Genomic DNA, 25,484 nt, shown 5'->3' on the forward strand with positions numbered 1-25,484 from the left:
TCCGCCGTCGGAGGCCCGCCCATCAGCAGACTCAACAACCTGCCTGGACATCACAGCTAGGGCGCTCGCGTTCGGCACGAACGGCGTCGGCGAGGCTCGGGAAGCTTCCGCTGACCGTCCGCCACAGCAGGTCGGCATCGACACGGGCGTAGTGGTGCACGACGAAGTCGCGCTGGCGAGCGGCCTGCCGCCAGATCGGGTCGCCGAAGCGTTCCGCATCGGCTGCGAGAAGGCGCTTCGCGAGATTGCCGGCGCGATTCGACAGTGCTTCGAGCGCCAGGGGCACGGCAGGGTCCGCGTCGAAGACATCGCGCCCGCGGGCCACCAGTTCGGCAGCCGTTTCAAGCGTGGTGCCGAGGTCATCGAGCCAGCGAGGGACTCGCTCGTCGGCGTTCACAATGACATCGCCTCGTCCAGGAGGGCCGCATCACGCCGCTTGTCGAGAGAGGCGACGGAGATCGCAGTCACGGGTACGCCGATGAGCACCTCCATGTCCATCTCGAACTGTGCGATATCGAAGAGAGTGGCCTCGTCGGCAGGAGTCACCAGAAGGTCGAGATCGCTATCGGCGTGCTGGTCGCCTCGAGCCACTGATCCATAGACGCGCACATCATCGAGGTGCGCCGCGTGCGCAAGGCGCTCGATCACGGGTTTGAGGTGACGGAGATGCTCCATCGAGACCCGCGCTGAGGTCTGAGCTGCGATCCGCTGGTACCCAGCGATGGAGAGCAGAACGACCTCAGGCTTGCGGTGCGACCCGATGGTGACGGGCGCCGCGGAAGGATCGTTGCGCAGCCCTGCGATGAGCTGCGACAACCCGGCGCGTGCATCAGCCACCGAGATGACTTCCATCACCAGCCTCCTGTACATGAATATGTACAGGTTTACCTCGGTCGACGGGTCGGCGGGTCAGGCCGCGATATCGAAGCGTGCGCGGCCGCCGAGCCTGGGGGTGCGAGCAGGGTCGACGTGCGCAGGCGGAATGAACCACACTCGTGCATTCACACCGGCACCGTCGATATGGATGTCCCATCCGTTGTCGTGGATGCGATGGTGACAGCTCTCGCACAGCAGTATTCCGTTGGAGAGATCGGTCCGTCCGTGATGACGTTTCCACCATCGCATGTGGTGCACCCTGGCCATCTCGGGGGGAAGGTTGCACATGGCACATCCGCCGTCGCGCTCAGCAAGAGCGAGGCGTTGCGCCTTGGTGAAGAAGCGCTTCTTCCGACCCCAGTCAAGAATCTCGCTGTCCCCGCCGAGAACGCAGGGGATCACGCCGCCGTCCGCGGCCATCCGTCGGGCTGCGGCTGCGCTGATCGGCTGGTCGATACCATCGATCGTGGCGGTTCCTGTGGTGGAATCCAGATCGTCGACGTGCATCCGGACGATGACCGTGGCTCCTGCGAGGGGAAGCTTCTCGCTCTTGCATCCGAGCGCGTGCGCGCAGAACAGGGCGAGCGCGTCGGCCTGCAGCATCGGCACCGTGCGGTGGTCGGCATCCGGAGCATCCGGATCGGGGGTGGCCTTACGCGCCGCGAATGCGGCACTCACGTACCCGCGAAGCGCGGCGACGATCGGTGCAGCGGTTTCAACGTCGAAGTTCCCGTTCAGGTGCACCTGTCCATCGCGCTCGAAGAACGTCAGCGACCGCTTGCTCCGCTGCTCGTCCTCTCGCGGCTCGATACCATCGGGATCCAGCCACGCTTCGATCCGCACGACGAGCCGGCGGAGTTCGTCGAGCGCGAGCCCCGGCGCAGCGTCGACCAGAAGCCGCTCACCCTCCGCCGTCCGCGCGGGACCGGCGGCGATACGACACCGCTCCAGCACCGCGACAATCAACGCCGATGCCTGCGCGCTGAGAGATCCAGCCTCCAAAGCCTCACCCACGAGCGGATACTTCGACGGCAGCCGGGCACCGAGCAGATCTGTGCGCGCCGCCGTCGCCTCGCCCACCTTGATCAGACGGACGGCATCACCTGTAGACACACCGATGGACGCCGCGATCAGCTTCGCCGGCGTGCGAAACCCGTGTTGCTTCGCCAGGGAATCGCTGCCCAACTCTGTACGCGATTCACTCGCAACCCCGGCGGCGACGCCCACGTGCACAGCATCCAACCGACGCTGTAGCACCCCGATCGCATCCGTCGCCGCGATGAGCTGTTCTCTAGAAAGATTGTTCGAGTCATCAGCATCCGCCCACACGTCATGGAGGCGAGAGAGCGCCTCGTGCAGACCGATTAGCTTTGACATGACTCAACAATACCGCAGTGATGCACTGTTTGTCGAACATTAATTCGAACGAGATCGAGATTGACCCGATTTCGTCTGCACGCAGACGTGCCAACGGGGAGATCGACATTCGTATCTTTGCGCTAATGCCGAACTGCTCCCGTAAGGTCCAGCATCGGCTCCTCGCACTTGCCGAGCGCACCACATCCGCTCATCCACATCCACTCAGCGGCTATGCGGTGGGGCAGATGCCCTAGGTGCCGCCGAGACGATCAGCCCGCTCTCCACAGAACCGGCAGTTGACGAGTTGTGCACCAATCGCGCCTCTCGCCTCTCACGCGAGACACGCAACGCGGCACGGTGGACACATGGGAATCCGATACTTTGCTCATCCAGTCTCACCACGTCAGATCGATCAGTCTCGACAGTGCCCACGCGCGTGCTTCGATGGGGCCGATGCTTGGGAGCATTGGGAGCCCGGTGATGAGCCGACACTGGACCTGGACAAGTGCTATCCAGAGCTTCAATGGATGCTCGGCGAGACTGAGACGTCCCCGGCCCGTCCGTCGTATGCCCTCGTCGAGGGTGCCGTGACGCACACGTCGTGGGGCTGGGTGGCGCATCGACGCGTCTTGGATATCGCCGAAGTACAGTTCATCGCCGACGATCTCGATGACGTCGTCGGAGGTGCCGAGCTGTCTGAAGTCGGATGTCGCTTCGGCGATCGCGAGCCGCACGCCATCGAGAACCTCATCAAGGCGCGTGACTTCACGCGTCGAGTAGCTGAAGCAGGTTTCGGCGTCGCGTACTCAATCGGGTGAATACGGCACACGGATCACGAGTTCTTCTCTTCGCCGGGATCGACTATCTCATCGATCTCAGAGTCGAGCATGCTCCGTTTGAGTGAGCGCTCCGGTGTCGATCTCGCTGCAAGCTTCTTCATCTCGTGCGTGCGGGGAGCCAGTGCTGCGGAAAGCAGATATGGGAGCACAGCCGCGATGAACCGGACCCGCGATATCGCGGGTCGCCAGCCCTTCTCTCGATGATCGCGGACTATGTCGGACCAGTGCGCCTCGGCAATCAACACCGCACGCGGGCCGCCCAAAACGATCTGCTTGGCACCAGGTTCACTTGCGCTGGCGCGCAGATTCGGCCCACCGGTCCTGTCCGAGTGCTCGTCGGCGTGCGTCGTTGACGCATCGCGCAGCTGCGCGGGAACATCGGCGGATTCTGCATACAGGCCGATCTGGCTCAACGTGACATCAATACGTTCGGCGACATGCTCGATAGTCGCTCCCTGCTTCTGATTGCCGACGACGTGCACCACGACGATCCCCGCACGGTACGGCTTAGTCTCCTTCGTCACACGCGGCTGCGCGCGCTTCTGCTTCTGTTTCGCCATAGCCCCCTCCGGCGACGACTGTACAGATGAGGTACGACAGTGCCGCCGCGCGAGGCAAGGCAACTACGTGACCCCAGCGCGGAGGCCTCACTTCCCGCGAAGGAACTCCTCGACCTCGGCCGTGGTCGGCGCCGTCGTCGGTCCGCGGCGGGTGACTTTGATCGCAGCCGAGGCGTTGGCCCGGCGGCAGGCATCCACCCACGTCGCGCCGTCGGCGATGCCCGCCAGCAGCGCACCCGTATGCGTGTCGCCGGCGCCATTGGTGTCGACGGGCGTCTGCGGAAACCCAGGCACGTAGGTCGTATCGCCTGCCGCGTGCACCGCGCAGCCTTCCGCGCCGTCGCGGACGATGGTGATGGCTTCGCTGCGCATCAGGGGTGCGAGGGCGTGTGCTTGCGCCACGATCTCACGGTCGGATGCTTCGACCGGAATCGAGCGCGCCGACAGCAGATCGCTCGCTTCTTCGGCATTGCTGGTCCAGACGTCCGTGTGCCGGAGCATCGTGTCGCGGACCTCGGCCGGCAGTGCGGCGAAGGCCGCGCCGGGATCGAGGACGACGACGGCTTCCTCCGGAAGGGACACCAACCACTCCAGCAGCGGCTGACGCGTCTGCTCGACCGCGAGCGTGTAGCCGGTGACGCACACGAGGTCGCCGGGCTGCACGTCGGCTGTTGCCAGTGAGTCGACCGTGATGTCGCGTTCGGCACCGAGAGTCGTGACGAAAGTGCGCTCAGCGGTCGGTTCGACCATCACGATGCACACGCCGGTGTCCTCTGCCGCGACCGGCGGAGCGGATACGGCGATCTCGTCGGCCACGAGCGCCGCCCGGATCAGATCACCGTTCGGTCCGGTGCCGAGCGCCCCGGCATGCACGCACTGCGCCCCGAGCCGGGCCGCGGCGAGCAGCACCGTGACCGCGCCCCCGGCGTACTGGGCGACGGAACCTGCCATGACGTTCTGCCCGCGCGCGGGCAGGTGGGGGATCTCCACCGTCAAGTCGACCAACGCCTGCCCGGTGTGGATCACTCGTGGTGCGGAGGTGCGCATGCGGTCAGCCTATCCACCGTGCTCGCCGGGCCCGGTCGAGGATGGGTCATCGCGCTAAACGAACATTTGCGGACCCCAAATGTTCGTCAAGTGGGCATAGAGTCACATTATGAGTCGATGACCGCGGGAGAAGCCGCATAACCTCGGCCGTGCCCACCAAGGTCGTCGGTGCCAGAGCATCGACCGGTCACCGCGCAGCGGTCATCTCCCGCAACTGCGCCGCCTCTTCCGCCGGCATCGAGTACGAGTGCTCCGGCGCGGGATACACCCCCGACCGAACCTCTTCGGCGTACGCGGCGACGCCGGCGACAGCATCCGTCCGCAGGTGTGCGTAGCGCTTGACGAACTTCGCCGCTCCCCCGTCGTAGAGCCCGAGCAGGTCGTGGAAGACGAGCACCTGGCCGTCGGCATCCGGCCCGGCGCCGATCCCGATCACGGGGATGTCGAGCAGCGGCACCAGTGCCTGCGTCACCTCGGACGGCACGGCTTCGACGACGAGCAGTGAGCACCCGGCATCCTGCAGTGCCAGCGCGTCGTCGATCACCGCACGCGCGGCTTCGGCGGTGCGGCCCTGTGCGCGATAACCGCCCAGGGCGGTGGCGGTCTGCGGGGTGAGACCGACGTGGCCGACGACCGGGATGCCGGCGGCGACGAGTGCGCGCGCACGCTCGACCGAAGTGCCGCCGCGCTCGATCTTCACGAGGTCGCAGTCGGCTTCTTTGATGAAGCGCTGCGCGGTCGCGATCGCCTGCCCATCGGATGCTTCGTACGAACCGAACGGCAGATCGCCGACGAGCAGCGGCGCGGTCAGCCCCCGCCGCACCGCTTTGGTGAGCATGAGCATCTCGTCGACGGTGACCGGCACGGTGCTGTCGTAGCCGAGCACCGTCATCGCGCCCGAGTCGCCGACGAGCACGACGTCGACGCCCGCGGCCTCGACGATCTGCGCGCCGGGGTGGTCGTATGCGGTGACCATGACGATCGGCTCACCAGCATCCTTCTTCGCGGCCAGCGCACCCAGGGTGACCCGTTTGCGCGGCGCCGCGTGCACGCTCATGCGCCTGCACCTACCGAAGAAGATGCCTCCGTCAGCAGCCGGTCTACGACGTCGTCAACCTGGATGATCGCGTTCGAACGGTCGACGTGCACGACGACGGGTTCGTAGGTCTCGAGGTCTTCGCGCGAGTACTCGGCGTAGGAGATGACGATGATCGTGTCGCCGGAGTGCACGAGGCGGGCGGCGGCGCCGTTGACCTGGATGACGCCGGATCCGCGCTCACCGGCGATCGTGTAGGTCTCGAATCGCGCGCCGTTGTTCACGTCGACAACGTGCACCTGTTCGTGCGCGAGGATGTCGGCGACCTCGAGCAGGTCGGGGTCGATGGTGATCGAACCGACGTAGTTGAGGTCACTGCCGGTGATGGTGGCGCGATGGATCTTCGACTTCAGCATGGTGCGGTTCATCAGGCGCTCCGTTTCAGGATGTGGTTGTCGATCAGTCGGGCGGCTCCGACGCGGGCGGCGACGGCGAGAAGCGCGTCGGCTTCGACGCTCGTGACGGGCTGCAGCGTGAGAGCGTCGCGGAGTTCGAGGTACTCGGGGGTGATGCCGGCGTCCGTGAGGACGCGGCGGGCGGCATCCAGCATCCGCTCTCCGTCTCGCTCCCCCGACGCGTGCACGACGGCCGCCGCGTCGAGGGCCCGGTTGAGGGCGGTCGCCTGCGCGCGGGGTTCCGGTGAGAGGTAGACGTTGCGCGAGCTCATGGCGAGTCCGTCGGGTTCGCGCACGATCGGGCACGCTTCGATGCGCACGTCGAGGTCGAGGTCGCGCACGAGGCGGCGGACGACGGCGATCTGCTGCGCATCCTTCTGCCCGAAGTACGCGACGTCGGGGCGCACGATGCCGAACAGTTTGGCGACGACGGTCGCGACGCCGTCGAAGTGGTGCGGTCCGCGGGTCGCGCCGTCGAGCATCTCGGTGACGCCGGAAACGTGGATGCTGGTAGCGAAGCCGTCGGGATAGATCTCGGATGCTTCCGGGGCGAAGAGGATGTCGACGCCTGCCTGTTCTGCGCGCGCGGCGTCGTGCTGCTCATCGCGCGGGTAGCTGCTCAGGTCTTCGTTCGCGCCGAACTGGGTCGGGTTGACGAAGAGCGAGACGACGACGAGGTCGTTCTGCCGGCGTGCTTCGCGCATCAGCGAGAGGTGTCCGTCGTGGAAGGCGCCCATGGTGGGGACGAGGCCGACCGTCTGGTTCTTCGCTCGCGCTTCGCGGACGGCGGCGCGCACCTCGGGGATCGTGCGGAGAGTTCTCATACCGCCGCCTTCTGGCGGGCGATGGCCCGGGTGGAGGCGGCGAGTTCGTCGAAGAGCGGCGTGACCTCGGGGTCGGCGTCGTCGATCGCGGCGCGCTGGCGAGCAACGGTCGCTTCGTCGCCGCGGGCGATCGGGCCGGTGAGGGATGCTTCCGCGCCCCGGCGCTGCCAGTTGTCGACGGTGCGGCGGAGGAGCGGGGCGAGTAGGTCGCGCGTTTCGTCAGCGGGGATGCCGGCGGATGCTGCGAGCTGCTCCGCCGCGCCAAGCACGGTGAGGACGAAGTTCGAGGCGAAGGATGCTGCTGCGTGGTAGCCCGCGCGGTGGGAGTCGTCGACCTCGAAGGGGCGTGCGCCGAGTCTTCGGGCGAGGTCTTCGGCGATGCTCCTGTCAGCTGGCGTGCGGCAGGCGATGGCGGCCCCGATGCCGTGGAAGACGTCGGGCGACTCGGTGCCGGTGAAGGTCTGCAGCGGGTGGATGCTGAAGTCGACGTCATCGAGTGGGGTCGCGCCGGAGACGTGTCCGATCCGACCGGCGCGTGGGCGGGCGGCGATGGCGGCTTCGGGGATCGCGGCGTCGGGGACGCAGAGGAGCGCGATGTCTGCCCGGGGGATCTGCTCGCTGCGGTGGAGCGGGCCGTAGACGGTGAACCCTGTGGTTCGGAGCGCATTCGCGAGCACGCCGCCGAGACGGCCGGCGCCGATGATGGCGATGGTCGATTCGGGCGCGAACGCAGGGAATGGATTCATCGTGGATTCAGGGTTGAGATCGGTGGGCTCAGATGCCACGAGTATCCGCCTGTGAGCAGGATCGGTCCAAATCCGGGATCAAAGTGCTCGGTACAACGCCCACTTTGCTGTGCTATTGATCTGCGTCTGGATGAACAGGCTTTGCATTATGCTCCCGCGCCGTCATGGGCCGCCGAGCTGGTACTCCGCTTCGTCAACCCATTCGCGACGGAGCGTCGCGAGCTCACGACGTCGCTGCTTGTTCGCGCGCGCCAGCGTGGGCACCAAGCCGAACACTCGCTCGACAAACCCCGGGATCAGAGCGTGATCACCACCGGTGGCTTCTATCAGCACGGAGATGGTCTCCGTCATTCCGGCCCCAGCGGCCAGCAATCTGTCGATCTCCCGCGCGTCTTTCTCACCCTTCTCAGAATCTGGTCTGTCGAGGATCGCCGCGAACTTCGTCGCTGTGTGCGCGTGAATGTTCAGCAGCCGCCAGCCTTTCATCGGCGCAGCTTCGGTGTGGTCGATAAGCTTCTCCACTTTGAGCTGAAGCTTGGTCCCGAGCGCGGACTCCCACGGAATGTACGCGTCAACATGCACTCCGTCTTTCGTCCCTCGCCCTTTGCGCCCTCCGCTATGTATGGAGTTCTCGCTGTAGTCAGGCAGCAGATCACGCAGCTTTTGCCGCAAACCAGGGTCCATGATGATGAGATCGATGTCTCGACTGACGTCACCGCCGACCCGCATCTGGGTCGCCCAGCCACCGATCAAGATCGATGGCTCGAGGTCGTACCCGAGATGGTCAAGCAGACCTTGAACGCGACCGAGCTCGTCCTGCGTCAACATGACCATCAGTTACTCCTGATCCCAGTCTCGTCTACCGAGGAATTTGGCCTCCAGCGCCAGCCGAAACTCCGAAGCCTGCCACCCTGGCGTCGCGAAAAGATCAGCGTACGTCTGCGCGAATGAGGTGTATCGCCGCCACGTGCGTGCGGCGCGCTTGTCCGCGAGCAAAAAAGTGACGTTGCCTCGATCTCGCCCGTAACCCGTATGGTGTTTCGCGTTCATCGCGGCCAACCGGTCCTTGACCATGTCGGCCACATCTTCGTCGCGCAGGTAGACCAGGTGCTCCGAGTAGTCCGATACCGTGTTCGTGCCGCCGAGCAGATCGATCGCCGCCTCTGCCCCGCCCGCGATGAAACCTTTCTCGTTCGTTGAAGCCCCTAGATCTGCCAGGTCAGTTGGTGCGAGGGTAACCACAGCGAACGCATCCGATATGACGCTCCGTGCTGCACCCAGTGACGTAAGCGCCTTCTGCGGGTTGACCAATGTGAAGCCCGCGTGATGCTGGCGCACGGCACCGATCTCGATCTGGCGTCGCAACGCGTACGCGGCGGTTGTGGCCGCGACGCCAGCGCGGAAGGCGAGGTCTTCGATGTTGTCCCAACGGCGTTGATCGCGCTCGACGGCAGCATCTACGAGTTCTCGCCACACCAGCTCGTTCCTCTTCATGACTGCACACCGCCTTTCGTCAATCACAGCTTTTCTTGTGCTTCAGTTTACAACTTTATTTGTGAATGAGGTAGCAGCTTCTGTTGCGATGGTTGGGTTGTCTCGTTTGCAGCGCCCAGACAGTATGCATGCACACATGCGGCCGACAAACCTCCGCTGACGGCACCACCGGCGAGCTTTCGTCCGACAGGCGAGGAGCGTCTCGGACCCGGATGACGCTTGCACCTCGAGTCACGGACCTACGACACCATAGAACCAGTGAGCCATGCGTCTCGCACGACTTCCTCAATCCGACTAACCACTGAGCCGGGCACCTCGTGGGACCAGAACCGGAGTACCGTCCATCCACGGTCCGTCAGCCGTGAGGTCGTCTCAATATCTCGGCGACGGTTCCCGGCGATCTTCGTGTTCCAGTATGCGACGTTCACCTTCGGCATCGTGCAGTGGTCAGGGCAGCCGTGCCAGTAGCACCCGTCAATGAACACCGCAACGCGAGCGCGAGTGAAGAGGAGGTCAGCTGTTCGCCGAAGGTCGGGCTCCACGCGGGCATTGACGCGGTAACGAAGGCCGCGGCCGTGCACCAGCCGGCGTACTGCCAACTCTGGTTTGGTGTCGCGCCCACGGTTGCCCTGCATCACCTTGCGCGTCGTCGCGTTCGTTGCCCATGACGCGCTCATGCACTCAAGGATAAGCCGGCACCGATCTTCGGGCGCGCCTGCCGGAACAGTTCCCTGGCGGTCGCTATAGTTGTCTCCATGTCGATCGATGTTCGCCGTCCTCTCGCAGTTGATCTCTTCGCCGGGGCCGGAGGGCTTTCGCTCGGCCTCGAGCAGGCGGGATACGAAGTTGCCGCGGCGGTCGAGTACGACCCGATCCATGCTGCGGTGCACGAGTTCAACTTTCCCTATGGAAAGACCTTCGCAACCGATGTCTCGAAAATCACGGGCAAACAGATCCGCAAGGAGTCGGAGATCGGTGATCGCGAGATCCATCTGGTCGCAGGCGGGCCGCCATGCCAGGGAATCTCCATGATCGGTCGTCGTGCCATCGACGACCCACGTAACGCGCTTCTCAAAGAGTTCGTGCGCGTCGTCCTCGAGCTGCGTCCACGTTACTTCTTGATGGAGAACGTCGCAGGCCTGATGGTCGGCAATCACCGCCAACTCATCGACGAAGTCGTCGAAATGGTCGAGGCAGACGACGCCTATCGCGTGGTGATGCCGATCAACGTACTACAGGCGGCGGAGTACGGAACGCCGCAGTCGCGGCGGCGAGTGATCGTTCTCGGTGCACGCACCGACGTCCCGCTGCCGAACTACCCGACCCCGACCCACACACCTCGGACCATCGGCGGACTCGTCCCAATGGCTCCGAAGCTTCCCTTGGGACCGAGCGTACTGGATGCTCTCAGCGATCTTCCTGATGCCGACAGCTTCGAGGAGTTGCTCCACGACGACAATGTCAGCCACGTCACCTACGGCAGGCCGAGCGAGTACGCGGCCCAGCTACGCGGCTCAAAGAAGGATGCGGCTGACTATTCGCGCCCTCGCCCGCGACTCGCAGATGAGCTGACGTCGTCGGCCCGCACCGTCCACACGAAGAAGTCAATCGACCGCTTCCATAGGGCCCAACCCGGGACGACGGAGAAGGTCAGCCGGTTTCTGCGCCTGCACCCAGAGGGGCTCTGTAACACACTGCGAGCAGGCACTGCTTCAGATCGTGGCGCCTATACCGCCCCCCGGCCGATACACCCGATGCACCCGCGCGTCATCACCGTTCGGGAAGCTGCGCGCCTACATGGATACCCGGACTGGTTCCGGTTCCACGTCACGAAGTGGAACGGTTTCCGGGAGATCGGCAACTCGGTGCCCGCGCGTCTCGGTCGTGCGGTGGCTGCGGCCCTCCTCAAGGCGGACGGAGTCACGCCCACGAAGGGCAAGCCCGTCAAGCTCGACTCGACGGATCTTCTGTACATGACGGCAGGTCAGGCGCATGAGTATTTCGGCCTCAAGGAGCGCGTGATCCCTCAGCGCGACCGCAAGGTGGGGTGACCGTGCCCAACCCCAAACAGGCGCCTAGATATGAGCGGATCCTGCGCTGGGTCTTCGAGCAGCGCTATCTCCCCGGCGACAGGCGCGTCGACTGGGTACGAGATGACCTCGACAGCGGGGCGGAAGCGCTGCTCCTACAACGCGTAAAGAATCTGGGCGACATCCCGTATACCTATCGCTTCAGGAAGGACATGCCCGCAGCGATCAATGCCAAAGCTCCGCCGGGAATGGAGTGGATCATCCGCGGTGCCGGTGACGGCAAGTACCGGTTCGACGCTATCCCCGCGCAAGTTCCGATCCTGCCGAACCCCGCCCTAAGCGTGACGAAGATCCCCGACGCCACGCCAGAGATCATCGCGGCCGCCGCGCTCAGCGACGAGCAAGCTCTGCTCGCGAAAGTGCGATACAACCGCCTGATTGACATCTTTCTCGGCGTAGCTTCCTACTCTCTGCAGAATCATCTGCGGACGAAGGTTTCCGACATCGGCCAGGTCGAAGTGGACGAAATCTACGCGGCAGTTGATCGCCATGGGCGCCAGTTCATCTTGCCGGTCCAAGCCAAGGGCGGATCCGACAGGCTCGGCATCACGCAGGTGGAGCAGGACATGGCGGCCTGCGCGGTGAAGTGGCCGAATATGCTCTGTCGAAACATCTCGGTACAGTTCGCAGGAGACGGCCTGATCGCGCTCTTCGACCTCACCGTGCAAGATGATCGCGTGGTCATTCGACGCGAGGCCCACTATCGCCTGGTCCCTGCTTCCGAGATCACCGTGGCGGACCTGCGCAACTATGACTTGGCCACGGGCGCAGAGGACTCCTGATCCGAAGCGCCGTGCCCTTGGCCTCCACACGGACACTCACGCGGCGCGATGTGTACGAATGAGGTGGGGCGTGCGGCGCCCCCTCTGTGGTCGTGTCAAGCCTTCGGGTACTCAGCCTCTCTACCCGATCCCCCGCATCAGCACCTCAACCACAGCATCCGCCCGCGCCGCATCCATCGGCCTTCCCAACAGCGCCGCGTACGACGACATCGCAATGAACTGATCCGCGACCGCCGCGGCATCCAGATCGGCCCGCACGTCCCCACGAGACCGCGCGACCTCGAGCCGCGCGACGATCTGCTCCACGATCGGATCGGCGAGCCTCTTGTTCAGCGCGGCGCCGAGCTCGGCATCCGTCGCGGTGACCGCGATCAGCGCGCGCGCGAGCTCCACGCTGGCACCGTCGCCGGCCTGGGTCGACATCGCCGAGAACCACGCGCGCAGATCGGCCGCCAGGTCGTCCGTCACCGGCAGGTCAGGCGACGGCAGCGAACCCTCCAGCAGCGCCTCGCCCAGGATCGCCGCCTTCGATGACCACCAGCGGTAGATCGTCTGCTTCGACACCCCCGCCTCGGCCGCGAGCCCCTCGATCGTCACCGACGCGTACCCGTCCGACGCCAGCGCGGCGCGCATCGCAGCCAGCACGGACTGCCGGGCTTGCTCACTGCGAGGACGAGGCATCCATCGAGCGTATCGAGGCGTACACTGATTCATAACGAGACGCACCGTTGCGAAACGGTTTAGGAGGAATCATGGCACTGACCGCACACTCCACCATCGGCGAATGGCTGAACGATCCCACGGGCGGCGACCTCGTCCGTGGGCTCCTCGCGCAGTCGGGCGCAGACCCCGAATCTCTCACCCCGGTTCTCGGCCTGCCCCTGCAGCAGCTCGTCACCCTCAGTCAGGGCCAGTTGCCGCAGTCGGTCGTCGACGATCTCGTCCGCGCCGCGAACGGCGGCGAGATCCCCGAAGAGACCGGGGCCACCGGCTGGACCGAGCAGGTCAGCGCCGGACGCTTCGCCGGCAGACCGTGATCGTCACGGGCGCGGCATCCGGAATCGGCAAGGCCACCGCATCCCGCATCGCCCGCGAAGGCGGGCGCGTGATCGCCTCCGACATCGCCGCCGACAAACTCGACGCGTTCCAGGCCGAACTTCCGGATGCCGACATCACCGTCGTCGCCGGAGATCTCACCCAGCAGGATGCCGTCGACGCCGTGCTCGCCGCGGCCGGCGACCGCGTCGACGGACTCGCCAACGTCGCCGGTATCAACGACGACTTCTCGCCCGCCGGCGAAACGACGGATGCTGTGTGGGACCGCGTCATCGCCATCAACCTCACCGCGCCCTTCAAGCTCATGCGCGCGGTCCTCCCGGTCATGGAGGCCGCCGGTCGCGGCGCGATCCTCAACGTCGCCAGCGAAGCAGGCCTGCGCGGCAACGCATCCGGCAACGCCTACACGGCCAGCAAGCACGGCATCATCGGCGTCACGAAGTCCGCGGCGTTCATGTACGGCCCCAAGGGCATCCGCGTGAACTCCGTCGCTCCGGGCGGCGTGGCCACCGGCATCCCAATGCCTCCGAACATGTCCGAAGCCGGCTCCGCGCGCCTCGCACCGTTCCAGCAGGCGATCCCGACCGTCGCGACCGCCGAGCAGCTCGCCGCCTCGATCACCTTCCTGCTTTCGGACGACGCCGTGAACATCAACGGCGCGATCGTCGCGAGCGACGGTGGGTGGTCGGTGCAGTAAGCGGCCTGGGTCAGCCTCGGCGCTTCGCCCACCTCTTCTCAGCGTTACGACGACACGTTTCCACATTCGACGTAAACTATGACTGCATTGACAGCAACGCAGTCAGGAGAAGCAATGTCGACGATTACCGTGCGCGGCCTCGACGACGACGTGATCCGCGCGCTCAAAGTGCGTGCTGCTCGCGAAGGCCGATCGATGGAGGCCGAGGTGCGCGGGATCCTCACCGCGGCAACGCGGTCTAACGATGCAGAGCTCGGGTTCGGCACGTTCCTCTCCGAGGCGTTCAACGGGGCCGGAGCTCCCGACATCCCACCCCGCACCGACTTTCCCGAGTCGGTCGACCTACCGTGATCGTTCTCGACACGAACATCGTCTCGGAGTTCATGCGCCCAGACCCCGCCCCTTCCGCGCTCGCCTGGCTCAACAGCATCCCTCGCGGTGACATCTGGACGACGTCGATCACCGTCGCTGAGATCGCTGCAGGCATCGCGATGCTCCCCAGCGGGCGTCGCCGTACACAACTTGCATCCGGATTCCAGAAGGTGACGCAGGGGTTCGACGAGCGCATCCTCTCCTTCACCGCCGTTGCCGCAATGCAATACGGCACGATCGTCGGCGAACGCACGCGCGCCGGAAGACCGATCAGCATCGCCGATGCGCAGATCGCCGCGATCGTCAAGCAGGCTCAGGCGACCCTCGCGACGAGGAACACCAAAGACTTCCACGGAACCGACGTGGAAGTGATCGACCCCTGGAGCGTGGACGAGCGGAGTTGGTGACTAAGGAGCCAAATATCCGCCATCCACGACCAGCGACGTACCCGTGATGTAGCTCGCCTCGTCACTCGCGAGGAACAGTGCGGCGTAAGCAGTCTCCCGCGGAACGCCTGGTCGCTTCAGCAGCGTGCCCGCGATGAGGGCTGCGTTGATGTCCTCCGCCTGATCGGCGTTCATCGGCGAAAGAATGTAGCCGGGGTGCAGCGAGTTCGCGCGAACCCCATCAGCTCCGTGCGCGGCGGCAACGTTCTTGGTCATGTTCAAGATTCCGCCCTTCGCTGCATGATAGGCATGAGCACTTGGCACAGCGGCGAGACCCCAGATCGATGAGACGTTCACAATCGCCCCTTTGCCGCTCTCGATAAGGTGCGGCAGAGCCGCGCGCATACCCAGGAACAGCCCTTTCAGATCGACATCGAGGATCCGATCCCAGATCTCACTCGTCGTCTCCAGGATCGGCTCGTAGGTGATGACGGCCGCGTTGTTAACGAGGATGTCGAGGTGACCATGACGGGCCACGGTGTCCGAGACGATCTCCGCCCACTCCGTCTCCCTTGTTACGTCGAGCTTCACGAACTCGATACCGGCACCCGAGCCCTTCGGGTCCTCCGGCTCGAGCACGTCGGCCGCGACGACCACGGCGCCTTCGGCGACGAAGAGCTCCGCCATCGCGCGGCCCTGACCGCGCGCCCCTCCGGTGATGATGGCTACCTTGCCTTCAAGACGACTCATTGCTTTCCTTTCGTTGATTTGGTTCACAGCAGGTCCAGCCGGCGGTCACCGACCGGACCTGCTCTACTCCTTGGCGTAGCGGCGTGCGAGTGTCGACAGCCCGACCGCAAGCACGAGGATCGCCCCTTTGAAGATCGGCTGGAACCATGTCGGTGCGCCGAAGATGCTCAGACCGTTGAATCCCACGGCGATGATCAGCACGCCGACCAGCGTGCCGAGGATGTGGAACTCGCCGTCGCGCAACGTCGCTGACCCGAGGAACACCGCCGCGAACGCATCAAGCAGGTAACCGTCTGCCGCAGCGAGCGTGCCACTGCCCAGCGTTGCCGAGAGCAGTGTTCCTGTCATCGCTGCACAGACACCGGCCGTCGCGAAGGCGATGATCTTCACGCGATCCACGCGTATGCCGGAAAGCCGGGCGGCTTCGGTGTTACCGCCGACGGCCTGCATCTTCATACCGAGCTCAGTCTTGTTCAGCACCACCCAGAGAATCGCCAGCACGACGAGCATGATGAAGATCGGGTTCGGGATGCCGAAAAGCAGGCGGCCGAGTGCGATTTGGGTGAACTCCGTGGGGACACCGGCAGCGATCGGGAAGGCGCTGTACGCGAACCCGACACCTACGAGGATCGTTCCTATTCCCAGAGTGGCGATCACCGCGTTGATCCGAACCTTGGTCACGAGGAATCCGCTCGTCGTTCCGATGGCGCCGCCGACGAGGAGGATCAGGGGCACAGCGAGCAGCACCGGCACGCCATCTCTAGCGATGAACCCGACGACCAGCAGGCCGGAGAAACTCGCTACGTATCCGATCGACAGATCGAACTCACCCACGACCAGCGCCATCGTCAGCCCCGCAGCGATGATCGCCGTCAACGACGACTGGTTCAGAATGTTGAGGAAGTTCGGCAGGGTGAGGAACGTCGTAGGGGCGCGAATCGTAAAGGCGATGATCATCAACGCCAGACCGATCAGTGTGCCGTACCTCGACACGATAAGCAGCGTCACACGACGTGCACTCCGCTTCGGGTCGACGGCCGGTTCTGCAGGCGGCTTGAGCTGCGCGACCGTTGCATTCATGAAGTTGCTCCTTGCTGTGTGAGGGATGCCGTAACGTCGGGTTTCGTACGCGATTCCGGCGTTGTGTGCGCATAGCTGAGCTCGATGATCCGGGCCTCGGAGATCTCATCGCCGTCGAGCTCGCCCGTCACGACGCCCTCGCACATGACGACGACGCGGTCGCAAAGCACGTCCAGCTCTTCGACGTCGGACGAGATCACCACCGTTCCGATACCGCTCGCAGCAAGCTCACGGATGGCCTCGTGGATCTCATGTCTTGCGCCGACATCCACACCTCGAGAGGGCTCGTCGAGGAACAGCACCTGCACCGCGGAGGTCATCCAACGCGCGATCAGCGCTTTCTGCTGGTTGCCTCCAGAAAGACTGCCGATGGGTACGTTCGACGACGCCGTCTTCACGCGAAGCTTCTCGATCATTGCGTCAGCGCGAGCGCGTGAGCGTCTCGACGATAGGAACGGCAGGCCCGGCACCATTCGCAACTGACGCAGCACGGCGATGTTCATGTTGTATGCGACTGACTTCTCAAGCACGAGTCCCTCCGAACGACGTTCCTCAGGAACCAACCCGATGCCGTCGGCGACCGCTCGCGGGATCGAACCGCCCGCCAGGACTTCCTGTCCGAGGCGGAACTCGCCGCTCTCCACTTTCGTCGCGCCGAGTGCCAGCTTCGTAAGTTCTGACCGTCCGGCCCCGACGAGTCCGCCGATACCGAGCACTTCCCCCCGATACAGAGAGAACGACACATCGTGAACCCGCGGCCCTCCGGCAACGTGTCGCGCCTCGAACAGCGGCGGCTGCGACCGGTCTATCGCGCTAATACGCTCCCGTGACGGTTTCTCAACCTCGCTGCCGACGATCGCCCTGATCAGGCCTTGCTTATCGAGCTCGCCTCGCGACGTGGTGCCGGTGACCCGTCCGTCGCGGAACACGGTGATCCGGTCCGACAGATCCAGCACCTCATCCAGCCGATGCGAGACGTACAAGATGGCGACGCCCGATGCTGCCAGATCGCGGATGACGCGGAACAGATCCCTGCTCTCCTGGTCGGAGAGGGATGCCGTCGGTTCGTCCATCGCAATCATTGCCGCGTTGCGCACCAGCGCCTTGCTGATCGTGACAAGCCACTGCTGCGCCACACTCAGCTCGCTCGCCCTCCGGTCCAGCGGGAAGTCGATTCCGATTCTCGCCGCCGCCGCCTCCGCGATCTTTCGAGTTCGGCGGCGATCGATCAAGCCGAGCCTCTTCTCCACCTTCGCGCCCAGCATGATGTTGTCGGCTGCGCTGAAATGCGGCACCAGGTTGAGCTCCTGATGGATGAAGGCGAGCCCTGCTCGTTCCGCCTCCACCGGGGAGGAGAACGACAGCTCCTCCCCGGTGACGGTGACCGTGCCAGTATCCGGATTCACCAGACCAGCAAGGCAACGGATCATCGTAGACTTTCCTGCGCCATTGGCTCCCACCAGCCCGTGCACCTCGCCCGCACGGATGTCGATGTCGACATCGCGTAAGGCATGGGCTCCTCCGAACTGCTTCGAAAGGCCCCGCACACGTAGCCAGGCCACATCGTCATGACTCATCGCAACCCTCTCAAATTCGGCATCCGCTCACGTCAGACGTTCAGCTCAGCGCGTCCGGGTGATCAGTCAGGAACTGCTCGATCGTCGACGAGTCGACGAGCACCCCGGGGACATCGATCGTCACCGGCTCCCACTCGTCGCCTGCGGCCTCCGAATCGAGGACCGCCTGGAAGAGCTCCTGCCCTTCCTTGAAGCCGTCCTGCCATATGATCTGCGTCATCGTTCCGTCTTTCACCGCCTGCAGCGCCCCTGGAGCGCCATTTATCGAGTAGACCTTGACATCATCCCGCCCGGCCTGGTTGATCGCGGCGATCGCACCGAGTCCTGGCTCGTCCCACGCCCCCCAGATGGCGTACGGCGTGCCGTCCGCGGGATGGCTTGCGAGCCACGCCGCAGTGAACGCCGTTCCGTCTTCCACCTGGCCGGGGATGGCCACCTCGTTCGCAGTCACCGCGATGTCGGGGTGCCCCTCCATCTCGGCGTCGAAGGCGATACCGCGATACAGGCAGAGGACCCCCGTGTGATACGTGAGCGCAAGCACCTCACCGGTATCACCGAAGTCGTCCAACATGGCGTTGACGGAATCCTCTCCGACCTTCTGCGCGCTCGTCGTCGCGACGATTCCGTCGATGAGTTCACCGCCCCAGCTCACGACGGGAATCCCGGCTGCAGTCGCCGACTGGAGTCCGGCGCCGATCGAGGAACTCGCGAAGGCGGAGACGAGTATGGCATCGACTTTCTGCGTGGTGGAGAAGGCCGTCATGGCGGAGTTGGCCTTGTCCGCCGATCCTTGCGTGTCGGTGACCACGACGTTCCAGCCTTCAGCCTCGGCGGCTTCGGTGGCCCCCTCGATTACGGCCGCGTTCAATGCGTCGGTTGCTACCAGCGCGACGATGCCGAGCGTCTTCTCTTCGCCGCCCCCGCCGTCGTCGCTCGGATCGGCCTCCGCCGCCGCGCATCCTGAGAGAACTAAGGCGCCCACGGCGAGCGCGGCGGCCAGGATATGTTTCGTTTTCATTGCTCACACCTCTCTGTGCGATTGATCGCTCGTCATGAGCCGATCTCAATTGATGGAGTCGGGATGCTCCGAGATGAACTGCTCGACTGTGGAGGCATCGACGACGATTCCGTCGATCTTGATGGTCTGCTGCTCCCAGCCTTCAGGGTTCTCGGTGTAGTCGAGGATCGCCTGCATCAGAGCAGCCCCCTCGTCCTCGCTCGGCTGCCAAACCACCGACGTGACGGCCCCGTCGCGCACATCGAGGATTCCGGGCGCGCTGCCATTGGTGCTGAAAGTCTTGACGTCGGTTCGCCCCGCCTGTTCGAGCGCGGAAACGATCCCTTCCATCGGCTCGTCCCAGCAGGTCCAGATGCCGTAGTTGCCCTGCCCCTCCGGATGGCTGGCGAGCCATGTCGTGGTGAAGTTCGCAGCGGACTGCTGCTGGCCAGGGACGACGACCTCGTTGTAAGTGATCTCGAGACCCGGCACCGCCTCGACGGCAGCATCGAACTCATTCTGGTGGTCGAGGCACAGCTTGCCCGGGTGGAAGGTGAGCGCAAGGAGATCACCCTCTTCGCCCATTTCCTCGACCAGTGCTTCGGCCGAAGCAGCGCCTACCGCCTCGTTGCTCGTCGTCGCGATGATCCCGTCCGCGAGTCCGCCACCCCAGATCGCGACGGGCACCCCGGCGGCATCGGCCGACGCCAAGCCGGCACCCAGCGCGGTGGACGCGTAGACCAGCACCAGGACTCCGTCGACCCCCTGAGTCGCGTAGCTCGTGATCGCGGCGTTCGCTTGGTCGGCATTGCCCTGAGTATCGGTGACGTTGACGGTCCAGCCGGCTTCTTCGGCTACCTCGGTCGCACCGCGGATCGCTTGCTGATTGATCGCGTTGTTCCCGATGTAGGCGACGATGCCCAGTGTCTTGTCGCTGTCGCTGTCGCCGTCGCCGCTCGAGGACGAAGGATCCGGCTGCGCGCCGGGTGAACATGCGGTGAGTGCGAACATCACCGCGGCGGCCACTGCCGCCATTGCCAATCGCTTCATTGCGCTGTGCCTTGTCTGGTCTGTGGTTGATTGAGCGATTGTCAACAGTCAGACATACCGTCTGATCGTATGACAATCTTTCGGGCAGTTTAGAGCGAAACACCGGGAGGATGTCAAGGGCGAAATAGCGAAAATGCCTTTAAGTGCGCAGAAAGATGTTCGCGATGACCGGGAAGAAGAATGCGCCTTGACAGTGTTTGTATGACAATCATATAGTCGGACGAGAAGCCCGATGAGCCAAACAAAGGAGTTTGAAATGCCCTCAGCAGAAGTGCCAGCCGCCAGTTCCGGAGAACTCTCCGTCTGGCAGATCAAGTACGGCGAACGCGTCGTCAGAATGAGCGACGTCTTCCACGACTTCAGCCAGTATGGTCTCTCAGACGCCGACCTGGATATGGACTACAACTTCTGGCTGATCCGTGACGCCGAACGAACGATTCTCGTCGACACCGGCTACGACATCTCGAAGCGTGACTGGCTCGGCGAGATCAGCGTGACGCCTACCCCCGAGGGTCTCGAGCATGTGGGTGTCGACCCCGCGAGCGTCGACATGGTGATCACCAGCCACTTCCACTACGACCACATCGGCTACCTCGGCCTCTTCACGAACGCGACAGTTGTGTCCGGACGGGCGGAGTACGACTACTGGTTTGCCAAGCGCGAGGCCGGAACCCTCGATGGTGAGTTCACAACCGCTGAAGATCTGGACGTGATCGCGCAGGCAGCCGCGGATGGTCGACTGCGTCTCGTCGATGCCGAGACTGAAGTATCAGACGGCATCACCGTGTACCCCGTCGGCGGTCACTGCCCGGGCGAGCTGCTCACGCTTGTGCGCACGTCGCCGACCGATACCCTCCTGCTCACCGTGGACGCAGCGCACTTCTACGAGCAGGTGCAGAACGAGTGGCCCTTCTTTGCCTTCACCGACCTCGATGAGATGCGAGCCGGTCTCACCTTCATCAACAGACTCGCCGACTCCACCGGCGCGACCGTGATCCCTGGTCATGACGCGCGCGTACGGAACAGGTTTCCCACTGCCCCGGGTGCCGCGGCTGAGGTCGCCACGGTCCTCGCCTGATGCCACGGTACGAGGTGACTGTCGCCCGCTACGGCACCCGTATCGGGCGTCGAAGCGAGGTCTACCTGAACCACGCGCTGTATCACGAAGCCGACGACACCATCGGCATGGATTACTTCGTGTGGGTGATCCGGAATCAGGACCACACGATCGTCGTGGACACCGGCTTCTCCTCCTCCGGCGGAGCGAATCGTGGCCGGACGACCATCACTCCGCCGTCCGAGCTCTTCGCTGAGCTCGGCATCCGCCCTGAAGACGCGCCGAAAGTGGTCGTCACTCATGGACACTACGACCACATCGGCAACCTCGCTCATTTCGATCGCTCGAATATTGTCATCGCTCAGGCGGAGCTCGACTTCTGGTCAGGCCCTCACGCGCGGCGGACTCAGTTTCACCATTCGATCGAGGATGACGAGCTAAAGACGCTCTTCGCCGCCGTCGACGAAGGAAGGGTGCAGTCCTTCACTGACCGGATCGAAGTGGCGCCTGGCGTCGAAGTCACGCGCGTAGGTGGTCACACCCCCGGCCAGTCCGTAATCCGGGTGCCCACATCGATCGGGACTGTGCTGCTGGCCAGCGACGCTGTCCACTACTTCGAAGAGCTCGAACGCGACATGCCGTTCAGCTCTGTTGCCGATCTGGTCGAGATGTACGAAGGATTCGACCGCGTGCATTCGATGCTCGAGTCCGGAGAGGTGCAGCACGTGATCCCCGGGCACGATCCCGAGGCACTGGCCCGGCTGCGTTCGATAGGCGCATCGTCTCGCGCGGACATCGTCACGCTGGGATCGATCGAAACGGTGTCACGATGAGCGGCAGGTTCGCGGACCAAGTCGCGATCGTCACCGGCGCCGGACGAGGCCTCGGCCGAGCTTCCGCCGAACGGCTTGCCGCCGAAGGTGCGCACGTGGTCGCCGTCGACGTGGACGGCGATAGCGCTGAAGCGACGGCGCGCAGCCTCGGAACCGAATCGATCGGCGTGGAAGCGGATGTGTCAAGTGAGACCGCAGTCGATCACTACATCGCGGAGGCCTTGTCACACTTCGACCGCGTCGACCTGCATCATCTCAATGCAGGCGTCTTCGGCAGTTTCACCGCGCTGCCCGATCTGAGTCTCGATGAGTTCCAAAGAGTGATGGCGATCAACGTCGTCGGTCAGTTCCTCGGGCTCCGCGCAGCATTCCGGCGCTACGAGCTCCAGCGGACGGCGGGTGCCGTCGTGGTGACAGCGTCGATCGCCGGTCTCACCGGCAGCGCAGATTTGTTGGCCTATCAGACGTCGAAGCACGCCGTTAACGGCCTCGTGCACGGCGCCGCTGTGTACGGCGGTCCTCTAGGCGTCCGCGTGAACGCCGTCGCCCCGGGGATCGTACCCACCGACCTCTTCGCGGATGCCGCGGGGACGACCGGAGGCAAAAACGATATGCAGCAGCGGGCGTCCACGACTCCACTGCGCAGGGCAGGTACCGCCGCCGAGATCGCAGCTGTCGCCGCCTTCCTGCTCAGCGAGGATTCCGCCTACATGACAGGACAGATCCTGTCCGCAGACGGTGGTGCGACGGTGGTCAACACCGTCCGTCCCTCCGGTGGCGCCGGCGGATGGAGCGCTCCCGAGCACGATCGTGTGTTTTACCAACGTGCGGAAAGGAACATCAATGGCTGAGGAGAGAGTCGGGTTCGTCGGGCTCGGCAACATGGGCGGCAGGATGACACGATGCATCGTCGATGCGGGGGTGCCGGTCCTCGGGTTCGACGCACGACCGGAGAACGTCAAAAGTGCCGGCGCCTCGCCCGCGCCGTCGATCGAAGCGCTCATGGGATCGGCCGACGTCGTCTTGCTGTCGCTACCCGACAGCAAGGTCGTGGAGTCAGTGGTCTACGGCGCGTCCGGTCTCGCGGCACACGCACGACCTGGCCAGGTGATCGTCGATCTGAGCACGTCAGCGCCTTCTTCGACGCGACGCATCCATGCCGATCTGAAGGAGGCGGGCGCCGAGTATTTGGATGCCGGGATCTCCGGCGGTGCCGCCGCGGCTGAGAAGGGCCAGCTCACCCTGATGGTCGGGGGATCGGTCGACGCCCTCAACCAGGTCCGACCGGTCTTCACGCATATCGCGGCCGGTGTCCATCACGTCGGCGCGATCGGGTCGGGACACGTCACGAAGCTCCTGAACAACTTCCTCAATGCCGTCGCTCTATCCGCGACCGCCGAGGTCATGATCGCCGCGAAGAAGTCCGGCCTCGACCTGCAAACCGTATTGGACGTGCTCAACGAGAGCTCAGGAGTGAACTTCGCGACGCTGAACCGGTTTCCGAAGATCATCCGGGGTGATTATCTCAAGGGCGGACTGACGAACTCCCTCATGCTGAAGGACGTGACGCTCTACACCGAGCTCCTCGCCGAGCTGGGCGTGGCCGGGCTGAACACATCGGGGCCGATCGCAAGCTTCGGTCTCGCTCGCGCTCTGGGGTATGCGGACGAAATCAGCAACACCGTCGTGGACGCGATCGGGGACATCTCCGGTGGCGTGCGTCTGCACGAAGAGCCGAACGGGGTCACCTCATGATTCGCATCTCCCCTCCCTCGCAGGCCGGAACTGTGGGCAAGCCCGGGTCGCAGTTCAGCGGGACCGCCTATCCGTACGTGACGCTGCCGTCGACCGACGGCGTCACGATCAACAACGTCGTGTTCACGCCCGGCGCACGCACGCACTGGCATCGTCACGAGCACGGTCAGATCCTGCAGGTGCTCGCCGGTCGAGGGCTCATCCAGAGCCAGGGTGCTCCGACCGAGGTTCTTCATCAGGGAGACACCGTGTGGATTCCACCGGGCGAGACGCATTGGCACGGCGCCGCACCCGACTCCTTCATGACGCACACGGCCATCTCGCTGGGTACGACCGAATGGGCGGAACCGGTCAGCGACGACGACTACACCGCAGACGTGGGATTCGAGAAGGAGACACCCGCATGACCGTTCAAGGCAAAACCCACAACGAGACCTTCGAAGAGGGTCTGGCCGTGCGGCGGGAGGTGCTCGGCGCAGCGCACGTGGACACTTCCCTCGGTGCAACGAGTGAGTTCTCGCGCCCTATCCAGGAGTTGGTCACTGAGTATTGCTGGGGCGGTGTGTGGGCGAACGATGAACTTCCACGAAAGACGCGGAGCCTCGTCAATGTCGCAATGCTCACTGCCCTGAACCGGTCCCACGAGCTCGCCGTGCACGTTCGAGGAGCGCTCAACAACGGTGCCACAGAGTCGGAGATCCAGGCGGTGCTGCTCCAGACGGCTATCTACGTGGGCGTGCCAGCCGCGCTCGAGTCCTTCCGCGTTGCCGAGACCGTCGTGAACGAGGTGCGCCGTGCCGGGTGACATCACTCCAACTCTCGGCTTCGTCGGGCTCGGAAACATGGGGGTCCCGATGGTCGCAAATCTGACCGCCGCAGGTTTCTCGGTCTTGGCGTACGACCCAGCGCCGGCGGCACGTCAGAGAGCGCTCGGAGCGGGGGCAGTCTTAGCATCATCGGCAGCAGAGCTCGCCGATCGCGTCGAGACGATGATCCTCATGCTGCCGAGCTCCCGAATCGTCACCAGCGTGGTCGACGAGGTGATCGATCATCTCCGAAGTGGCTCGCTCGTGATCGACATGAGCTCGTCGGAACCAATCCGCACGAGAGAACTCGCAGACAAGCTGGAGGCACGGGGCATCCGAATGGTCGATGCTCCGGTCTCCGGTGGCGTGACCGGAGCGGTTGCCGCACGGCTCACGATCATGGTGGGCGGAGACTCGTCGATCGTCGACGAGGCGACGCCCATCCTCGCTGCGCTGGGGCAGGTCGTCAGGGCGGGTGACATCGGTGCAGGCCATGCGGTGAAGGCCCTCAACAATCTCCTATCCGCGACCCATCTGCTGATCACCGCTGAGGCTGTAGCCGCCGGCGAGCGATTCGGCCTCGACCCTCAGGTGATGCTGGAGATATTCAATGGATCGAGCGGACGCAGCGCATCGACGGAGAACAAGTTTCCCAACTTCGTCATCCCCGGCACGTTCGACTCCGGCTTCGGTCTGCGTCTGATGCTCAAAGACATGCTCATCGCCACGCAGCTCGAGAAGCAGGTCGGATCCGTTGGCGACTTGAGCAAGAGCGCTGCCGAGGTATGGTCGCGAGCCGCCGATGATATGGATGCCGAAGCCGACCACACACAGATAGCCGAGTGGGTCGGCCGCCAGAGAGGAGCCCCACAATAGTAGTGACTTAGAATTGACGATCGTATGACCGTAGTTCAATCTGCAGATGGGCAGGGGAGATGACTCCGACCAACTCGCTCACCG

The 25,484-nt window shown here is 64.3% G+C and carries 30 protein-coding genes and 1 pseudogene; 13 read left to right on the forward strand and 18 right to left on the reverse strand.

Going from position 1 to position 25,484, the window contains the following annotated elements; genetic code table 11:
• Positions 1-31 precede the first annotated feature (31 nt).
• The 3 genes from ACTICP_RS07905 to ACTICP_RS07915 are packed head-to-tail and all read right to left on the reverse strand — an operon-like array spanning position 32 to position 2,253.
• Complete coding sequence (locus ACTICP_RS07905) at positions 32-397, reverse strand: HepT-like ribonuclease domain-containing protein (protein WP_441891134.1); 366 nt, start codon at positions 395-397, stop codon at positions 32-34.
• Entirely contained in the window at positions 394-852 is a 459-nt protein-coding gene (locus ACTICP_RS07910; RefSeq protein ID WP_441891136.1) for a nucleotidyltransferase domain-containing protein, read from the reverse strand. The genes ACTICP_RS07905 and ACTICP_RS07910 overlap by 4 nt, the downstream gene beginning before the upstream one ends.
• A 57-nt stretch (positions 853-909) precedes the next feature.
• The gene (locus ACTICP_RS07915) at positions 910-2,253 is read right to left on the reverse strand and encodes a DUF222 domain-containing protein (protein ID WP_441891138.1); all 1,344 of its coding nucleotides are present in this window, start codon (positions 2,251-2,253) and stop codon (positions 910-912) included.
• A gap of 509 nt (positions 2,254-2,762) precedes the next feature.
• Here ACTICP_RS07915 and ACTICP_RS07920 point away from each other — a divergent pair.
• The gene (locus ACTICP_RS07920) at positions 2,763-3,053 is read left to right on the forward strand and encodes a hypothetical protein (RefSeq protein WP_441891140.1); all 291 of its coding nucleotides are present in this window, start codon (positions 2,763-2,765) and stop codon (positions 3,051-3,053) included.
• Between the two features lie 14 nt (positions 3,054-3,067).
• On the opposite strand, the gene ACTICP_RS07925 is transcribed toward ACTICP_RS07920, so the two are convergent.
• The 9 genes from ACTICP_RS07925 to ACTICP_RS07965 form a co-directional block, all read right to left on the reverse strand.
• A complete protein-coding gene (locus tag ACTICP_RS07925; protein ID WP_441891142.1) occupies positions 3,068-3,634 on the reverse strand; it encodes a hypothetical protein in 567 nt (188 codons plus the stop codon).
• A gap of 87 nt (positions 3,635-3,721) precedes the next feature.
• Positions 3,722-4,681, reverse strand: coding sequence for a PfkB family carbohydrate kinase (locus ACTICP_RS07930; protein WP_441891144.1), 960 nt, complete (start codon positions 4,679-4,681; stop codon positions 3,722-3,724).
• Between the two features lie 187 nt (positions 4,682-4,868).
• Complete coding sequence (gene panB / locus ACTICP_RS07935) at positions 4,869-5,738, reverse strand: 3-methyl-2-oxobutanoate hydroxymethyltransferase (RefSeq protein ID WP_441891146.1); 870 nt, start codon at positions 5,736-5,738, stop codon at positions 4,869-4,871.
• Positions 5,735-6,145: an aspartate 1-decarboxylase gene (panD, locus tag ACTICP_RS07940; protein ID WP_441891148.1), complete on the reverse strand. Its 411-nt coding sequence runs from the start codon at positions 6,143-6,145 to the stop codon at positions 5,735-5,737. The genes panB and panD overlap by 4 nt, the downstream gene beginning before the upstream one ends.
• Complete coding sequence (gene panC, locus ACTICP_RS07945; protein WP_441891150.1) at positions 6,145-6,996, reverse strand: pantoate--beta-alanine ligase; 852 nt, start codon at positions 6,994-6,996, stop codon at positions 6,145-6,147. The genes panD and panC overlap by 1 nt, the downstream gene beginning before the upstream one ends.
• Positions 6,993-7,781, reverse strand: coding sequence for a Rossmann-like and DUF2520 domain-containing protein (locus ACTICP_RS07950; protein ID WP_441891152.1), 789 nt, complete (start codon positions 7,779-7,781; stop codon positions 6,993-6,995). The genes panC and ACTICP_RS07950 overlap by 4 nt, the downstream gene beginning before the upstream one ends.
• Before the next feature lie 123 nt (positions 7,782-7,904).
• On the reverse strand, positions 7,905-8,570 hold the full coding sequence (locus tag ACTICP_RS07955; RefSeq protein ID WP_441891249.1) for a nucleotidyl transferase AbiEii/AbiGii toxin family protein: 666 nt from the start codon (positions 8,568-8,570) through the stop codon (positions 7,905-7,907).
• Between the two features lie 9 nt (positions 8,571-8,579).
• Positions 8,580-9,218 (reverse strand): hypothetical protein, encoded by a 639-nt coding sequence (locus ACTICP_RS07960; protein WP_441891154.1) that lies wholly within the window; start codon positions 9,216-9,218, stop codon positions 8,580-8,582.
• Between the two features lie 257 nt (positions 9,219-9,475).
• A complete protein-coding gene (locus ACTICP_RS07965) occupies positions 9,476-9,913 on the reverse strand; it encodes a very short patch repair endonuclease (protein WP_441891156.1) in 438 nt (145 codons plus the stop codon).
• A gap of 78 nt (positions 9,914-9,991) precedes the next feature.
• On the opposite strand from ACTICP_RS07965, the gene ACTICP_RS07970 reads away from it, so the two are divergent.
• Both ACTICP_RS07970 and ACTICP_RS07975 read left to right on the forward strand, forming a co-directional pair.
• Entirely contained in the window at positions 9,992-11,287 is a 1,296-nt protein-coding gene (locus ACTICP_RS07970) for a DNA cytosine methyltransferase (protein ID WP_441891157.1), read from the forward strand.
• The gene (locus ACTICP_RS07975) at positions 11,284-12,108 is read left to right on the forward strand and encodes an endonuclease (protein ID WP_441891159.1); all 825 of its coding nucleotides are present in this window, start codon (positions 11,284-11,286) and stop codon (positions 12,106-12,108) included. The genes ACTICP_RS07970 and ACTICP_RS07975 overlap by 4 nt, the downstream gene beginning before the upstream one ends.
• 120 nt (positions 12,109-12,228) lie before the next feature.
• On the opposite strand, the gene ACTICP_RS07980 is transcribed toward ACTICP_RS07975, so the two are convergent.
• On the reverse strand, positions 12,229-12,789 hold the full coding sequence (locus ACTICP_RS07980; RefSeq protein ID WP_441891161.1) for a TetR/AcrR family transcriptional regulator: 561 nt from the start codon (positions 12,787-12,789) through the stop codon (positions 12,229-12,231).
• A gap of 71 nt (positions 12,790-12,860) precedes the next feature.
• On the opposite strand from ACTICP_RS07980, the pseudogene ACTICP_RS07985 reads away from it, so the two are divergent.
• The 3 genes and pseudogenes from ACTICP_RS07985 to ACTICP_RS07995 all read left to right on the forward strand — a co-directional run bounded on the left by ACTICP_RS07985 (position 12,861) and on the right by ACTICP_RS07995 (position 14,640).
• A pseudogene (locus tag ACTICP_RS07985) lies at positions 12,861-13,861 on the forward strand (SDR family NAD(P)-dependent oxidoreductase).
• Positions 13,862-13,975: 114 nt separating this feature from the next.
• Positions 13,976-14,212, forward strand: coding sequence for a FitA-like ribbon-helix-helix domain-containing protein (locus ACTICP_RS07990; protein WP_441891163.1), 237 nt, complete (start codon positions 13,976-13,978; stop codon positions 14,210-14,212).
• Complete coding sequence (locus tag ACTICP_RS07995) at positions 14,209-14,640, forward strand: type II toxin-antitoxin system VapC family toxin (protein WP_441891165.1); 432 nt, start codon at positions 14,209-14,211, stop codon at positions 14,638-14,640. The genes ACTICP_RS07990 and ACTICP_RS07995 overlap by 4 nt, the downstream gene beginning before the upstream one ends.
• On the opposite strand, the gene ACTICP_RS08000 is transcribed toward ACTICP_RS07995, so the two are convergent.
• The 5 genes from ACTICP_RS08000 to ACTICP_RS08020 form a co-directional block, all read right to left on the reverse strand.
• Positions 14,641-15,369: an SDR family NAD(P)-dependent oxidoreductase gene (locus ACTICP_RS08000; protein WP_441891167.1), complete on the reverse strand. Its 729-nt coding sequence runs from the start codon at positions 15,367-15,369 to the stop codon at positions 14,641-14,643.
• 63 nt (positions 15,370-15,432) lie between these two features.
• Positions 15,433-16,449: an ABC transporter permease gene (locus tag ACTICP_RS08005; protein ID WP_441891169.1), complete on the reverse strand. Its 1,017-nt coding sequence runs from the start codon at positions 16,447-16,449 to the stop codon at positions 15,433-15,435.
• Complete coding sequence (locus tag ACTICP_RS08010) at positions 16,446-18,026, reverse strand: sugar ABC transporter ATP-binding protein (protein WP_441891171.1); 1,581 nt, start codon at positions 18,024-18,026, stop codon at positions 16,446-16,448. The genes ACTICP_RS08005 and ACTICP_RS08010 overlap by 4 nt, the downstream gene beginning before the upstream one ends.
• A gap of 40 nt (positions 18,027-18,066) precedes the next feature.
• Complete coding sequence (locus ACTICP_RS08015; protein WP_441891173.1) at positions 18,067-19,044, reverse strand: sugar ABC transporter substrate-binding protein; 978 nt, start codon at positions 19,042-19,044, stop codon at positions 18,067-18,069.
• A 45-nt stretch (positions 19,045-19,089) separates the two neighbouring features.
• Positions 19,090-20,073, reverse strand: coding sequence for a sugar ABC transporter substrate-binding protein (locus tag ACTICP_RS08020; RefSeq protein WP_441891175.1), 984 nt, complete (start codon positions 20,071-20,073; stop codon positions 19,090-19,092).
• Positions 20,074-20,329: 256 nt separating this feature from the next.
• Between ACTICP_RS08020 and ACTICP_RS08025 the strand changes: the two genes are divergently transcribed.
• From ACTICP_RS08025 to ACTICP_RS08055, 7 genes are read left to right on the forward strand one after another with little or no spacing between them, the layout of a single operon-like run.
• On the forward strand, positions 20,330-21,151 hold the full coding sequence (locus ACTICP_RS08025) for an N-acyl homoserine lactonase family protein (RefSeq protein ID WP_441891177.1): 822 nt from the start codon (positions 20,330-20,332) through the stop codon (positions 21,149-21,151).
• Positions 21,151-21,963 (forward strand): N-acyl homoserine lactonase family protein, encoded by an 813-nt coding sequence (locus ACTICP_RS08030; protein WP_441891179.1) that lies wholly within the window; start codon positions 21,151-21,153, stop codon positions 21,961-21,963. Before ACTICP_RS08025 ends, ACTICP_RS08030 begins: the two co-directional genes overlap by 1 nt.
• A complete protein-coding gene (locus ACTICP_RS08035; RefSeq protein WP_441891181.1) occupies positions 21,960-22,814 on the forward strand; it encodes an SDR family NAD(P)-dependent oxidoreductase in 855 nt (284 codons plus the stop codon). Before ACTICP_RS08030 ends, ACTICP_RS08035 begins: the two co-directional genes overlap by 4 nt.
• Positions 22,807-23,718, forward strand: coding sequence for an NAD(P)-dependent oxidoreductase (locus ACTICP_RS08040; protein ID WP_441891183.1), 912 nt, complete (start codon positions 22,807-22,809; stop codon positions 23,716-23,718). Before ACTICP_RS08035 ends, ACTICP_RS08040 begins: the two co-directional genes overlap by 8 nt.
• Positions 23,715-24,125 carry a cupin domain-containing protein gene (locus tag ACTICP_RS08045; RefSeq protein ID WP_441891185.1) on the forward strand — a complete coding sequence of 137 codons (411 nt, stop codon included), beginning with the start codon at positions 23,715-23,717 and terminating at the stop codon, positions 24,123-24,125. Before ACTICP_RS08040 ends, ACTICP_RS08045 begins: the two co-directional genes overlap by 4 nt.
• Positions 24,122-24,523: a carboxymuconolactone decarboxylase family protein gene (locus tag ACTICP_RS08050; RefSeq protein ID WP_441891187.1), complete on the forward strand. Its 402-nt coding sequence runs from the start codon at positions 24,122-24,124 to the stop codon at positions 24,521-24,523. Before ACTICP_RS08045 ends, ACTICP_RS08050 begins: the two co-directional genes overlap by 4 nt.
• Positions 24,513-25,400, forward strand: a complete 888-nt coding sequence (locus tag ACTICP_RS08055; RefSeq protein ID WP_441891189.1) for an NAD(P)-dependent oxidoreductase — start codon at positions 24,513-24,515, stop codon at positions 25,398-25,400. The genes ACTICP_RS08050 and ACTICP_RS08055 overlap by 11 nt, the downstream gene beginning before the upstream one ends.
• Positions 25,401-25,484: the final 84 nt, after the last annotated feature.

This window comes from Microbacterium sp., assembly GCF_052102115.1.
Classification (GTDB): domain Bacteria; phylum Actinomycetota; class Actinomycetes; order Actinomycetales; family Microbacteriaceae; genus Microbacterium.